Annotated in this window: 14 protein-coding genes; all 14 read left to right on the top strand. The window is 28.3% G+C overall.

Features of this window, described 5'->3' with window-relative positions; translation table 11 throughout:
- Nucleotides 1-15 precede the first annotated feature (15 nt).
- The 14 genes from BN1711_RS11150 (at nt 16) to BN1711_RS11085 (ending at nt 14,090) form a co-directional block, all read left to right on the top strand.
- Nucleotides 16-309 (top strand): hypothetical protein, encoded by a 294-nt coding sequence (locus BN1711_RS11150; RefSeq protein ID WP_050608228.1) that lies wholly within the window; start codon nt 16-18, stop codon nt 307-309.
- Between the two features lie 329 nt (nt 310-638).
- Nucleotides 639-5,126: a phage tail tape measure protein gene (locus BN1711_RS12790; RefSeq protein ID WP_050608227.1), complete on the top strand. Its 4,488-nt coding sequence runs from the start codon at nt 639-641 to the stop codon at nt 5,124-5,126.
- Nucleotides 5,127-5,134: 8 nt separating this feature from the next.
- A complete protein-coding gene (locus BN1711_RS11140) occupies nt 5,135-6,007 on the top strand; it encodes a phage tail family protein (protein ID WP_050608226.1) in 873 nt (290 codons plus the stop codon).
- A gap of 2 nt (nt 6,008-6,009) precedes the next feature.
- Nucleotides 6,010-7,104: a siphovirus ReqiPepy6 Gp37-like family protein gene (locus BN1711_RS11135; protein WP_050608225.1), complete on the top strand. Its 1,095-nt coding sequence runs from the start codon at nt 6,010-6,012 to the stop codon at nt 7,102-7,104.
- Entirely contained in the window at nt 7,104-8,102 is a 999-nt protein-coding gene (locus tag BN1711_RS11130) for a hypothetical protein (RefSeq protein ID WP_050608224.1), read from the top strand. The genes BN1711_RS11135 and BN1711_RS11130 overlap by 1 nt, the downstream gene beginning before the upstream one ends.
- Complete coding sequence (locus BN1711_RS11125) at nt 8,102-8,797, top strand: hypothetical protein (RefSeq protein ID WP_050608223.1); 696 nt, start codon at nt 8,102-8,104, stop codon at nt 8,795-8,797. Before BN1711_RS11130 ends, BN1711_RS11125 begins: the two co-directional genes overlap by 1 nt.
- Entirely contained in the window at nt 8,790-9,059 is a 270-nt protein-coding gene (locus BN1711_RS11120) for an XkdW family protein (protein ID WP_050608222.1), read from the top strand. Before BN1711_RS11125 ends, BN1711_RS11120 begins: the two co-directional genes overlap by 8 nt.
- Nucleotides 9,059-9,196: an XkdX family protein gene (locus tag BN1711_RS11115; RefSeq protein ID WP_050608221.1), complete on the top strand. Its 138-nt coding sequence runs from the start codon at nt 9,059-9,061 to the stop codon at nt 9,194-9,196. Before BN1711_RS11120 ends, BN1711_RS11115 begins: the two co-directional genes overlap by 1 nt.
- 146 nt (nt 9,197-9,342) lie before the next feature.
- Entirely contained in the window at nt 9,343-9,555 is a 213-nt protein-coding gene (locus tag BN1711_RS11110) for a hypothetical protein (RefSeq protein WP_050608220.1), read from the top strand.
- Nucleotides 9,556-9,734: 179 nt separating this feature from the next.
- Complete coding sequence (locus tag BN1711_RS11105; RefSeq protein WP_050608219.1) at nt 9,735-10,325, top strand: hypothetical protein; 591 nt, start codon at nt 9,735-9,737, stop codon at nt 10,323-10,325.
- Between the two features lie 65 nt (nt 10,326-10,390).
- On the top strand, nt 10,391-10,813 hold the full coding sequence (locus BN1711_RS11100) for a phage holin family protein (RefSeq protein WP_050608218.1): 423 nt from the start codon (nt 10,391-10,393) through the stop codon (nt 10,811-10,813).
- A gap of 39 nt (nt 10,814-10,852) precedes the next feature.
- On the top strand, nt 10,853-11,686 hold the full coding sequence (locus tag BN1711_RS11095; protein ID WP_050608217.1) for a GH25 family lysozyme: 834 nt from the start codon (nt 10,853-10,855) through the stop codon (nt 11,684-11,686).
- Between the two features lie 142 nt (nt 11,687-11,828).
- A complete protein-coding gene (locus BN1711_RS11090) occupies nt 11,829-13,727 on the top strand; it encodes a DEAD/DEAH box helicase (RefSeq protein ID WP_050608216.1) in 1,899 nt (632 codons plus the stop codon).
- 33 nt (nt 13,728-13,760) lie between these two features.
- Nucleotides 13,761-14,090: a hypothetical protein gene (locus BN1711_RS11085; RefSeq protein ID WP_050608215.1), complete on the top strand. Its 330-nt coding sequence runs from the start codon at nt 13,761-13,763 to the stop codon at nt 14,088-14,090.
- Nucleotides 14,091-14,310: the final 220 nt, after the last annotated feature.

The raw sequence follows: 14,310 nt of genomic DNA, 5'->3' as shown, positions 1-14,310 counted from the left end.
AAAGGAGAGTAAATTATGTTTGATATAAATACTGTAAATAAAAGATATTTTAACATTAGAATAAATGAGATAATACTTGAAGTTGAACCTCCAAAAGTTAAAGCCCTAAAGAAAATTACCAATCTATCAAAGTCCAAGGATGATGATGCTATTGATGATTTAACAGATGCAGTTAAAATGATTTTAAGTAAAAATAAATCAAAGTATGATGTTACAGAATTAATTGATGAACTTGACTTTGACCAATTAAATCAAATATTAACTGCTTATTTTGACTGGTTAGCTAGGGAAAAGAACTCAAAAAACTAAAAATCCCTTATTATCCTAAGGATGAGGATGAACATGAGGGAAGCTATAAGGTCAGTACAATTGAAGAAAAGATTATTTGTGAATATACCGGTTATACATTTTACCAATTAGAGAATTTAGAGGTATTTGAATATTGGCTATTATTAAGAGATGCTATTGTTTATAACTATTTACAAACAGAAGATGGCAGAGAATATCTTAATAATTGTTGGAGGTTGGAACAAACTCAACCGGATAGAAAAAAATTAAGAGAAAAAATGAAAAAGAATTAGCTTACATTACTTTTAGTAAGCTAATTCTTTTTATTTATTTAAGAAGGGAGGTAAGATATGGCTAGCAATATAAAAGGCATTACTATTGAAATAGGCGGTAATACAGGTCCTTTGGATAAGGCCCTTAAAAATGTTAATAAAACAAGTAGGGATTTACAAAGTGAACTTAAAGGGATTAATAAGCAATTAAAGCTTGATCCTACTAATACTACACTGTTGACCCAAAAGCAAAAACTATTAGCTGAAAGTGTAACTAATACAAGAAGTAAATTGGATACACTTAAAGAAGCTGAAAAGCAGGTCCAGGAACAATTTAAACAAGGTAAAATAAGCGAGGAACAGTACAGAGCATTACAAAGAGAAGTAATTAAAACGGAAAATAAATTAAAAAGTTTAGAAAATCAAGCTAGCAAAAGTAATGCAACATTAAATAAAATTTCTAAAACAGCTGAAAAAGTTGGAAATGCGGCGGGGAAAATTGGTGACAAAATGATGCCTGCTACAGCTGCTATTGCGGGTGCGGGTGCTGTAGCCTCAAAATTTAGTATTGATTTTGAGAATAGTGTTGCAAAAACAAGTACCATAGCAAATGAAAGTGAAGTTAGTATAGGAGATTTAAGAAAAGGAATTTTAAAACTATCTGATGATACTGGAATTGCAGCAACTGAAATTTCTAATAATGTCTATGATGCTATATCTGCAGGACAAAAAACAGGAGATGCAGTAAACTTTGTAGCGAATTCTACTAAATTAGCTAAGGCTGGATTTGCTGAATCAGGTCAATCCTTAGATATATTAACTACTATAATGAACTCATATGGCATGAAGGCAGAAGAAGTTACTAAAGTATCAGATGTTTTGATAACCACTCAAAATTTAGGTAAGGTAACCGTTGGTGAATTAAGCTCATCTATGGGAAAAGTTATCCCTACTGCAAATACTTTTGGGGTTAACTTGCAACAAGTTGCAAGTGGTTACGCTATTATGACATCAAAGGGTGTTAAAGCAGCTGAAACAACAACTTATATGAATTCTATGTTAAATGAGATGGGGAAAAATGGAACTAAGGCCAGCGATGCCCTTAAAAAGGCTAGCGGTAAGACATTCCCTGAGCTTATTAAGAGTGGTAAAAGTGTTGGAGATACATTAAATATAATGAATGAATATGCTAAGAAAAATAATCTTAGTCTTTCAGACATGTTTGGTAGTGCTGAAGCGGGTAAAGCAGCCCTATTATTAAGTAATAATGCTGGAAAAGATTTTAATGATATGCTTAAAAATATGAACAATACCGCAGGAGCAACAGACAAAGCATTTAAAAAAGTAAATAATACAACTGGTGAAAAATTAAAAAAGTCTATTAACCAATTAAAAAATGATGCTATTAAACTTGGAGATTCAATTGCACCTATAATACAAAAACTTAGTAATCTAGCTGGAATTTTAGCTAAAAAACTAAGCGGATTGAGTAAAGGCCAATTAGATATGATTGTTAAAATAGGATTAATAGTTGCTGCAATTGGTCCTATTGCCAAGGTAGTACAAGGAATTACCCTCGGTGTGAAAGGGTTAACTATAGCGTTAGGCTTTTTAATGGGGCATCCCATTATTGTCATTATAGTAGGAATTGTTGCAGCGATTACTCTTTTAGTTATAGGTATAAAACATTTGTGGAATACGAATGAGGGGTTTAGAAGTGCCATAATAAATATATGGAAGGGTATAAATAAAATAATAGGAACAGTTTCAAATGCAATTGTAAAGTTTTTTACTAAAACAATTCCAGATGCATTTAATTCATTAATTAATTTTTTCAAAGGCATTCCTGCGTGGTTTAATGGATTATGGACAGGTATAAAAACAAATACAAAAGATATATGGAATAGTATGAAAGAGTTTTTTATAAATTTATGGGAAGGTATAAAACAAATTTTTAATTCATCATTAGAAGGCATTACTTCCTTTGTTATGAATAAATTTGGCTTTTTAATAGATGGAATAAAGAATGTTTTTGATGGAGTAAAAGAATATTTTTCAGGAGTTTGGGAAGTCATAAAAAATATTTTTTTAGGTGCAATTTTAATAGTTATAGATATATGCACAGGAAATTTTTCAAAGTTAAATACAGACTTAATGCAAATATGGGATAATATAAAAGAAGGATTTTCGCATATATGGAATGGTATAACTAAAATCTTTACTACAATCTTAGAAGTACAAAAACAAATAGTAATAAGTGCTTGGAATGGTATAAAAAATATAACCATGAGTATATGGAATGGAATATGTTCCTTTCTATCTAATCTATGGAATAATTTAAAAACTATGTGTATTAATACATGGAATAATATGTGTACTAGCACAATTAACTTATGCCATGATATAAAGCAAGGTGTAATTAATATATGGACTAGTATTTTAAACTGGTTTACTACATTACCAAGTAGATTATATAATTTAGCAGTTAATATGTTTACAAGCATGAAAAATGGTGTAATTAATACAGGCCACTCTATTATAGAAGGTGCTAAAAATATAGGAACTAATATAATAACCGCTTTCGAAAATTTACCTAGCAAAATGTTAGAGATAGGTAAAAATATAATAGACGGACTTTTAAATGGTATAACAAGCGGTGTAGGAAAAGTAGTTGATGCAGCTAAAAATCTTGGCAATAGTGTATCTAATAAAATAAGGGAAACATTAGATATTCATTCACCTTCTAGGGTTACACGAGCTTACGGACAATATACATCCGAGGGTTTAGCTTTGGGTATTTTAGATAATTTAGATAAAGTAAAAGAAGCCTCTGAAAAGGCAACGAATGTAGTAAAAAATATTCTATCAGATAAAGTTATAGATGTAAAAATCAAGACAAATACAAATGAAAATGAGATAAAAGATAGATTAGCAAGACAATTAAATTGGGGAGCTAATCATAGGGATGAATATCAAAAGTATTTGGAATTTGTTGATAAACTTAATAAAGAAGAAGTAGAAAAATCTAAAGATTATTTAAAAGAGGATTATGAAAATAGAGTTACTCATATAGAAAATAGATTAAGAATTTTAAAAAATGAAAATAAAATTGAGCTACAAACAGAAAAGGCCCGTATAGATTCACAAATAGCGTATTATCAAAAATTACAAAAAAACACCCAGGATAAAAACGCTAAAAATACTTATGCAAATAAACTATATGATTTAAGACAGTATCAAAAGCAGGTGTTAAATTCTACTAAAGCAGTACAAGAAAAACAAATTTATGAGTTAGAACGCTCTAAGAATGCTTTAAAAGAGTATTATGATAATGGTTTTAAATTATTAGATAAAAAAGAAAAAGCAATTTTAAAATCTTTTAAAACAGAAGAAAATTCTTTTAAAGATTTAATGATAACTTACAATACTGCAATTAAACAGTTAAGTATTAAAACAGGAGATTTAACAAAAGACTTAGAAAATCAACAGGCAATAGTAGTATTACAGTCTAAAAAGATAGAGGCTTTAAGAAAAAGATATGAAAAATTAGCTTATACTTTTGGAGCAACAGCAGAAGAAACTATAAAGGTTAGAAAAGAATTTGAAGATGCTAGGATAGAATTAGACAATATGGCCAATGCAGTTTCAGAAGCCAATAAAAAAATATCTGATAATATAAATAAATTTCAAAATCAAATTATTAATTCCTTAAAAGAAAGATATTCTCAAGAATTAAAATTCCAAGAAGATAAAATTAATAAAGAATTAGAAAATCTAAATAAATGGAAAGATGAATCTATCAAAAGAATAAATGATGTATACAATGCTAAAATAAAGGCATTAGATGATGAACTAAAAGCTGAAGAAAAAGCCGATAAAGATAAAGAAGAATTAAACAAAATACATTCCTTAGAAGATGCCTTAAAATTTGAACATAATGAATTTAATAAAGCTGAATTGCAAAAAGAATTAAATAGATCTATTGCACAAAGAAATAAAAGACTTCATAGGGAAGATATAGAAAATAAAAAAAATACTCTTGAACAGAAAAAGCAAAATGAAGTTAATAGTATAAATAATTTATATGATGCTAATAAAAATAACTTAGAAAAACAATTATCAGATACTAAAAAATTCTATGATGAAAAATTAAAAATGACTAATTTACAAGCTGAATCTGAAAAACTTATAGTATCCAATAATCAAGCTGAAATAGTTAAATTAATAAAATCGTATGACAAGGATTATGAAAATGCAGGGAAAACCCTAGGTGAAAGACTTGCAGATGGTATGAAAGAAAAAATAAATCCAGTAATTGATATGATTAAAAATATAGGAGAAACTATAAGTTCTATTAGAACTGATGAAATACAAACTGCTATTGATAAGGCTAATTATAATCCTATTTCAAATATAGGTAATAATGGCATAAATAAATCAACAACTAATACTAGTAATACGGTAGTAAATAATAATATTACCTTTAATAGCCCGAAGGCCTTAAGTCCTTCAGAGCAGAGAAGTAAAACAGAAACAACTTTAAGGAATTTAGCATTTGGAATGTAGGTGATAAATTGCAAAAAATAATATTTAAAAATGAAAGAGGACAGAGTATAGAATTAGGAAACTCTGTCCCTTTTATTTTACAAAAGATTGAAAACACAGGAAGTCCCAAAACAACTATTTTGTCTAGTAAAGCACCTGGCCAAGATGGAAAAAGCTATCATGGAACACTTTTAGAAGAAAGGTTAATACCTATAACTGGAGTAATTGTAGGTGATACTATGGAAGATATGTATGCTAAGAGGCAAAAATTATGCTCTATATTTAATCCAAAGCTGAAGGGTAAACTTATTTATATAAATAATGCTGCGGAGCATACTGTAGATTGTACTGTGGCAGATAGTCCAGCATTTAAAGAACAAATAGTAAATGCTCAGGAATTTTTAATACAGTTGTATTGTCCCAATCCTTTTTGGATGGATTTACACGAAGCTAAAGAAGAAATAGCTTTATGGGTTGGAGATTTTCATTTTCCTCTTATAATTCCACAGGAAACAGGAATTATTATGGGACATAGAATAAGCAATTTAATAGTTAATGCTAAAAATAAGGGTGATGTTGAATGTGGTATGCGTATAGAATTTAAAGCACTTGCAACAGTAGTAAATCCTTCACTTTATGATGTTTATACTCAAAAATTTATTAAAGTAAAACGTACTTTAAATGTTGGAGATAAGCTAGTTATAAATACTAGCTTTGGAAATAAAAGAGTAGAAATGGTTAAAAGTAATGGAACTAAAATAAATGTATTTAATTATATAGATCTTGAAAGTGAGTTCCTACAATTAAACGTAGGAGATAATCTTTTGAGATATGATGCTGAAAAAGGTATAGATAATCTTGAAATGGCATTATATTATAAGCCTTTATATATGGGGGTGTAAGCATGAATAACGTACCAATTAGAATTATAGACCAACAATTTAATTTATTAGGTGAAATTGATGATTATGAATCTTTGATATTTATCCGTAAATTTAGCCCAGTAGGTGAATTTGAATTACACATAAATTTAAATAAAAATAATGCTGATAAGCTCCAGGAGGATAATTTAATTCTCTTAGGAGCTTCCTTTAATAAGGTTGGTATTATAGAACATATTGAAAAAACTATGACTGAAGATAGTAAAGAAGAATTAACCATTAAAGGACCAACTTTGAAAGGTATATTAAAAAGAAGGATAACTATTCCACCTATAGGAAATAGTTATGATACTGCAGCGGGATTTCAAGAAACTATAATTAAGAAATTTGTAAATAATAATGCAGTAAATCCAGTAGATAAATATAGAATTATTCCTAATTTAATTATTGCAGAAAATAAAAGCAGAGGTGTACAAGATGCCTGGAGGACTAGATATGCTAATCTAGCAGATAAAATAACGGAGATTGCAGAGTATTCTAATTTAGGTTGGGATATTACTTTAGATACCTTTAATAATAAATTTGTATTTGATGTACTGGAAGGAAGAAATCTAACATCTGAACAGGAAAAAAATCCTCCGGTTATTTTCAGTGTAGATTTTGACAATATAAAGAATAAGCATTTTATTAAAAGCCTGCTTAATTATAAAAATATTGCCTACTGTGGTGGTAAAGGTGAAAATGAAGAAAGATTAATACAAATGGTTGGAGCTGCTAAGGGACTAACTAGGAAAGAAATTTTTTTAGATTGTGGACAGGCCGAAAATATTAAGGAATTAAAGAGTATCGGGGAGCATAAACTTAAAGATTTTAAAATAATAGAAACTTTTGAAGCAGCAGTAATCCCATATGGTTCTTTTAATTATGGCCAGGATTGGGATTTAGGAGATACAGTAACCGTATTAGACAGAAAGTGGGGAGTTATTCTTAATACAAAAATAACAGAAATAAAAGAGATCTACGAAGTTAATGGATTTAATTTAGAAGTTACTTTTGGAGAACATATACCTAATTTATTAGATACTATAAAAAAAATATCTAAAAAGGAAGTGAACTAATGGAAAAGTCAGGTTTTTTTAATGCTATGAAAGTAGGTGATACTTGGGACAGAGTATACAAGGCAGAGAATTATGCTGAGTATTTTGCTAGCTTTATAGGCAATGGAGTATTCCCAATCCCTAAGATGGGTTTGCAAGTTGTAGAAACAAGCAAAATGCAAGTTATCTTAAAAAAAGGTAAGGGATGGATTGAAGGCTATAAATATGAAAATACAGATGATTTAGTATTAAATATAGACGTAGCAGATGGCGTACTTAATAGAATCGATAAAATTGTATTAAGATATGATGTAGCTAAAAGAGAAATAAGGGCAAGGGTAAAAAAAGGAGAATTTAAAAGTCAAGCTACAGCTCCTACAATACAAAGGGATGCGGATATGTATGAGTTAGCTTTAGCAGATATAAAAATTAATGCTGGAGCTATAAAAATTACTCAATCAGATATTACAGATTTAAGACTTAATAAAGAATTATGTGGTATTGTACACGGTACTGTAGATCAAGTAGACACTACTCAAATATTTAATCAATTTGAAAGTTGGTATAGTCAAACTAAAGAGGCTTATGATAAAGACATTGCAATATGGACCAAAGAAAAAAAACAAGCCTTTGAAAAATGGTACAGTGAAAATATAAATAAATTCTTAGATCAATGGAATAATTGGTTTAATCCTAATACAACTAAATGGGAAAAAGATTTCAATAGTTGGTTTGATACTCTAAAAGATAAACTAGATGGAAATCTAGCAGCTAAATTAAGCAATGATGTAGAACAGTTGAAGAAGGATATTAAAAACATCAATATACCCGTAAAATCTGTAAATGGTGAAATTGGAGAGGTAGAACTTAAAGCATCAGATATAAAAACAGAAAATGGACAAACAGTTGAATCGCAATTGGATGATAAAGCGAATAAAATTATCGAAGATGATAGTAATGATAAAAAGTATGAATTAGGTATAAAGAATGGGCTTTTATATTATAAGGAGGTGTTGTAGTGGCAGAGGAAATTTTTATAGCTGATAAAAAAACATTAGATGAAGTAAATAAAAACAGCAAAAACATTCTTAAGAATACACAAAAATTAATTTCAACTAATTCAGAACAATTAATGTTTAATCAATATAAAATTTTTGGAATGAAAGATAAATATATATTCGCAGAAACATACTCATATAGTGAAAAAGAAATAATTGCGTTAGAATCAAAAAATGGTGGTATTTTTAGATATTTAAATGTAGAAGTTGGTCCAAGTGTTTCGAATTCTGATTATGAGTATATATGTAAAAACATTAAAATAAAATTAATCATTGATGGTATTGAATATATTTTATCAGAAGCTAATCAATTAGGGGATTCATCAAATTTATGCGTGAAATTAGATATATCAGAACTAGGTACACTAAATAGCTATTTACAACACGTGTCAGAATCGAATTTGAAAAATTACGATGTGCCACCATTGTATGCTCCCGATAATGAATTTACATCAATAGTAGACAAAATACAAACAAAAAAATTTGATAACCTAAAAGGTACTGAGCACGTACTTTTCGAAATCTATACGACATACGAAAGATATATTAAATTTAATAAGAGTTTTAAAGTAATAGTATGTGGTGAAAGTCAAGCATATTCAGATTGTAAAGTAAGAGCGAAAATAGACTTCCTAGGAGGAATTAAAATTGATTAAAAAACAATATGTAAAAGATGAATTTTTATTTATAGAGTATGATAGTGGAGCAAGTGTTAAGGTACCATTTCAAAAAGAACCTTCCGAGGCTATTCGGGAACTCCCTAAAAACCCAATACTAGAATTGCAAAAACAAGTAAATGCCTTGGGAAAAGAGTTAAGTCAAGCTAAAGTAGAAAATATTAAAAAAGATAGTATTATAAATACTTTAGGTAAAGAATTGGCACAAGTAAAAATACAATTAGCAGGAGGTAATAAATAATGAATTTTTGGAGTTTGGCATGGGAATATAAATGGTGTACGTTAGAACAGTTAAGAACAGTGGTAAGAACTAAACAAAGACCTTTTGGAGAAATAACACCAGAAGAATTCAAGAAGATAACTGGGATGGAGTTTTAATTACACAATAGAAAAATATGATAACTCAAGAACTATTACATATAAGTTGTCATATACAACATCATAAATTACTTGAAAATTCAATATTGAGGTACTACCTTTAATGTATACTTAATGATATAATCTTAGTATGTAGGAGGTGTAATATGAATCATGAACGAAGTGAAGGGACTTTTATATTAGGTTCCTATTACTCAGTGGAAGAAGTAACTGAAATAAAAAGCAATCCTGCATTTAAGAATTCAGTAGCTAAGAACATATTAGATTTAAGATATGCTAATGAGAATCTTATGCAGCAAATATTCAAAACTAAGATATTTAAGTTGTTAGACAAATTTTTTAAAAAAATCGTTAAGTAAAAAAGATAGTGCCGCATTTTCAGTAATGAGAATGTGGTTTTTTATTACGTAATTCAAATGATAAATAATGCTACATAATTAAATTTTATAAAGGCAGAATAGACACCTATAGGGTGTTTTTATTTTGCCTATTTGTAGCAATAGTAGTATAATATATCCATATTATGGGGGGATATATTATGAAAAAAAGAATATTTATTGAAGGAAAAAATCCAATGGAAAGAGCATATATTGGGTGGCAAGATAAAGAATTATCATTATATGGTGTTAAAGAGGGATATAAACTTTCGGCTGATGAGTTAGTTAATATCGCATTGCAAAAAGGTAAAGAAAATAGAATTGATGTTTTGGATCAATATATATTTCCTATAATGCATTCATACAGACATTCAATTGAGATTAGTTTAAAACTTATATATTATAGAATATATGGAAAATTACCCAATAATGGAGGAGGCCATAATCTAGTTGACATATGGAACAATAGGATTGTAGGAGATGCATTTAAAGGGTTGAATTTAGATATACCTAAAGATGAATTAGAAGAAATAAGGAATCTTTTAATAGAATTAATAGGAGAAGATTTAAATGAGTTGAACGGAAAAGATTCAAAGGCTGATGTTTGGAGATATTTAATGAATACTCAAGGAAATTTATATTTTATCAAGTGGAAATTTATAGATTATGTAAATCTTAAAAAAACTATGAATTACTTATATAATCAGCTAGATGCTATATATCTTATGGTAGATCATGTATTGAGTGAATAATTGAGAATAAAAGAACTTACTTAATGTAGGTTCTTTTTTATATTAAAAATAAGAGAGGTGCGAAAATGGATAAAGAAAATATTTTTAACACTATTATAGCAGGAGCAGGAACATTGTTTACTGCTTTATTTGGCAGTTGGGATTTAGCATTACAAATACTAATAATATTTATGGTGTTAGATTATATAATGGGAGTTTTAATAGCTCTAAGTAATAAAACATTATCCAGTAATGCAGGATTTAAAGGACTTCTTAAAAAGACAGTTATATTAGTAGTTCTTATAGTAGCAGTTTCTTTAGATAAGCTACTTAATACTGGTAGTTGGGTTTTCCGTACCCTTGTTTGTTATTTTTACATAGCGAATGAGGGTATTTCTATTTTAGAAAATTGCGCATGTTTAGGAGTACCAATACCAGAAAAAATTACAGATGCTTTAGCACAATTAAAACAAGGTAATAAGAAAGAAATTAAAGAGCAGAGCAAATAGTTCTGTTCTTTTTTATTAAATTTTTAGGAGGTATTTTTTATGAAAGGTGTAGATATTAGCAATAACAATCAAAGACCTATTGACTTTACAAAGATAAGAAAGAGCGGTGTAGAAATAGTATACTTAAAAGCCACAGAAGGAGCAACATTCCAGGATCCATATTGTAATGAGTATTATAATCGTGCTAAAGCTACAGGTTTAAAAGTAGGATTATATCATTTTCTAGTAGGTACTAGCTCACCAGAAAGTCAGGCACAAAATTTTTATAATATGCATAAAGGGAAAACATTAGAAATAATGTCTAACTTAGATATAGAAAGAAATAATTTCAATGTAATGGACTATGCTTTAAGATTTATTAAAAAGTTTAAAGAATTAAGTGGGAGAGATGTAAGTGTATACGCAAGTCCTTATTTTATTAATAATAATTTAGATATTAGATTAAAGCAATATCCTTTATGGGTTGCACATTATGGAGTAAGTAAACCTATGGCCAATAAAGTTTGGGGAAGTACTTATGCAGGGCATCAATTTACAGAGCGTGGAACTATACCAGGAATACCAGGTATTTGTGATATTAATAATTTTAATGAATCTATATTAGAGGATAATAAGGGGGAAAAGAAAGTGAAAAATATAGTAATTTATAATGATGGAGCAGATCAAAGAGCGGCTGAATATTTAGCAGATTTTTTAAGCTGTCCTACTATAAGTAATAGTAGACCATTTGATTACTCCACTGTAGAGCATGTATATGCAGTAGGTTATACAAAGGAACATTATACAAGCTACTTAAAAACACTTATAAGTGGCAATGGCAGATATAATACTCTGCAAGAAGTCTTGGACTTTATAAAAAAGAATAGCAAATAAAACATTAGAGAGTAGTTGCAGTTTAAGGCTGTAGCTACTTTTTTTTACTTTTTTGAAGGAATTCTAAATAATTTGTAGAATAACATACAAAAGATGAAAATATTAACATTAAATATGCGATATAAGGTAATGGGGGATTAGTATGGGATTTAAATATGATGAAAATTATTTTAGTAGGATTAATCCTAGTATATATGGGAATAAATCATTAAGAGAGCCACAAATTCAAGGATATTATCATGTATATGAACATTTTGTAATAAAAAAGAAAAGTACTCATTCCATAGTCATTTTACCAACTGGAGTAGGGAAAACAGGACTAATGGGATTACTTCCTTATAGTATAGCTACAGGAAGAGTTTTAATAATAGCACCTCAAATAGTTATAAAAGACACTGTAATAGATGAACTAAACCCTGATGCTCCAGATAATTTTTGGATAAAAAGAAAGGTCATTGATAAACCTAAAAATTTACCAACTGTAATTGAATTTGAGGGTAATAAAACGAAACAAGAAGTTCTTGAGGCTGCTAATATAGTGGTAGTAAATGCTCAAAAACTTCAATGTAGATTAGAATCGTCACCTTTAAATTTTTTACCAAATAATTTTTTTGATATGATTATAATTGATGAGGCTCATCATTCAACTGCTAAAACGTGGGTTGAAACTACTCAGCATTTTTCAAATGCAAAAGTTGTTAAGGTTACTGGAACACCTTTTAGAACAGATAATAAGGAAATTGCAGGAGAATTAGTATACAAATATAAACTAAGTCAATCAATGGCTAATGGGTTTGTGAAAAGTTTAGAAAATTTAGAATATGTACCAGGAAAATTATATCTAACCCTAGATAAAGATGATAGTAAAAAATATACTATTGAAGAAATAAAAGAAAAAAATCTAAAAGATGAAGAATGGATAAGTAGATCTGTAGCTTATGCATCTGAATGTTCTGAGAGTATTGTAGACAAAAGTATTGAGTTATTAGAAAACAAACTAAAAAATAATACTGTTCCACATAAAATTATAGCGGTTGCTTGTAGTATTTGGCATGCTGAACAAATAAAAAAAATGTATGAAAAAAGAAACTACCCAACAACAATAGTTCATAGTGATTTAAGTAGTGAAGAAATAAATAAAGCTAAAAGTGACATAAAAAATCATAGAGTTAAAGTCGTTGTTAATGTTTCTATGTTAGGTGAAGGATATGATCACCGATATTTATCAGTAGCCGCTATATTTAGACCTTTTAGACATGAACTTCCATATGCACAGTTTATAGGTAGGATATTAAGAATTATTCCTGAAGATGAAGCAACCAGAGCAGATGATAACATAGGACAAATTATTTCTCATAAATATTTAGATATGCAAAAGTTATGGAAATTTTATAAAAAAGAAATACAAGAAAGTGAAATAATTAAACATTTAAGGGATGTTGATTTATTATATGAAGATATACAATCAAAAAATAATAAAAATAGTGATGTAAAAAAGGATGATTTAGGGATTGTTTATCAAGATGGTAGTGGTAAACTAATAGGAGATGTTTATTTAACAACTGAATTAATAAAAAAGAAAAAAGAAGAAGATGTAGAACGTGAAATAAAAATTAAAGGAATTCAAAACCTACTAAATTTAAATAAAGAAGATGCAGCTAAAATACTTGATCAAGCAGAAAGTACTGAAAACTCTATTAAAAGACCAGACAAGTATTTTGCAAGTAAGAAGAAGGATATTGATATAAAAATAAAAGAAGATATAGTACCAAACTTAATTTCAGAATTTAATATTGACCAAAAGGATAACAATTTAAAATATTGTCTTTTATTTAGAGGACCTAGGTATGCTTGGATAAAAAGAAAAATTAAAGATAATGGTGGAATGCTAGCTGTATATTTCACCCAATATCTTAATAATGAAATAGGGTTAAAAAGAGATAAGTGGTCTATAGATGATTATGATATAGCTAATGAAAAATTGCCAGAATGCATAGAATATGTAGAGAAGGTTTTAGCAGACTATTTAAATATTGAATAATCTATTATATAATTTATATAGGAGGTTTTAACTATGGATACATATATCAATAAAATTTATGATTTGCTTTACTCACCTATTGTAACACCTTATAATCTTTTAGAAAATGCTAAGTTAGGTAACTATAAATATGTTAAATATTACAAAGGGGATATTGGATTAATATGTGAGATGAAGTGCTCAATAGAACTTGAAGGAGAGGCTATATTTTACTATTATTTTGATAATAAAGATTCTTTACTTAAAATATATATGAAAAAAAATTGTGAAAAAGATATTGTGTTTGATAGAGATTCAGAGTTAGAAAAAATTAAAAGTGATTATCTCAATGATAAAAATATTTTAAAAGGTAAAGCTATATAAAAGAGTCCTGTTATCAGGGCTCTTTTTTATGGATTTTTCTATGGAAGTTGTTTTATTGAGTGTATTTTAAAACATGATGAAAATATTTTCCCAACAGTTTTAATTGTTAGACCTTTTATTTCTTCTTCTAATAATAATTTACCTTTTAATATTCTATATACTACTATGTGTATAAATAATATAAACACATTATTTAACTAATTACTAATTGTCAAAAGGG

Origin of the sequence: Clostridium niameyense (assembly GCF_001243045.1) — a bacterium.
Classification (GTDB): Bacteria; Bacillota; Clostridia; order Clostridiales; family Clostridiaceae; genus Clostridium_F; species Clostridium_F niameyense.
The sequence above is the reverse complement of the archived record's forward strand: the minus strand, read 5'-3'. Positions and strand labels throughout refer to the sequence as shown.

What these genes read in the sequence shown, in the direction of transcription:
- BN1711_RS11085 (WP_050608215.1), top strand. Translation starts at nt 13,761, where the DNA reads ATGGATACATATATCAATAAAATTTATGATTTGCTTTACTCACCTATT.
- BN1711_RS11095 (WP_050608217.1), top strand. Translation starts at nt 10,853, where the DNA reads ATGAAAGGTGTAGATATTAGCAATAACAATCAAAGACCTATTGACTTT.
- BN1711_RS12790 (WP_050608227.1), top strand. Translation starts at nt 639, where the DNA reads ATGGCTAGCAATATAAAAGGCATTACTATTGAAATAGGCGGTAATACA.
- BN1711_RS11130 (WP_050608224.1), top strand. Translation starts at nt 7,104, where the DNA reads ATGGAAAAGTCAGGTTTTTTTAATGCTATGAAAGTAGGTGATACTTGG.
- BN1711_RS11100 (WP_050608218.1), top strand. Translation starts at nt 10,391, where the DNA reads ATGGATAAAGAAAATATTTTTAACACTATTATAGCAGGAGCAGGAACA.
- BN1711_RS11135 (WP_050608225.1), top strand. Translation starts at nt 6,010, where the DNA reads ATGAATAACGTACCAATTAGAATTATAGACCAACAATTTAATTTATTA.
- BN1711_RS11110 (WP_050608220.1), top strand. Translation starts at nt 9,343, where the DNA reads ATGAATCATGAACGAAGTGAAGGGACTTTTATATTAGGTTCCTATTAC.
- BN1711_RS11115 (WP_050608221.1), top strand. Translation starts at nt 9,059, where the DNA reads ATGAATTTTTGGAGTTTGGCATGGGAATATAAATGGTGTACGTTAGAA.
- BN1711_RS11090 (WP_050608216.1), top strand. Translation starts at nt 11,829, where the DNA reads ATGGGATTTAAATATGATGAAAATTATTTTAGTAGGATTAATCCTAGT.
- BN1711_RS11105 (WP_050608219.1), top strand. Translation starts at nt 9,735, where the DNA reads ATGAAAAAAAGAATATTTATTGAAGGAAAAAATCCAATGGAAAGAGCA.
- BN1711_RS11150 (WP_050608228.1), top strand. Translation starts at nt 16, where the DNA reads ATGTTTGATATAAATACTGTAAATAAAAGATATTTTAACATTAGAATA.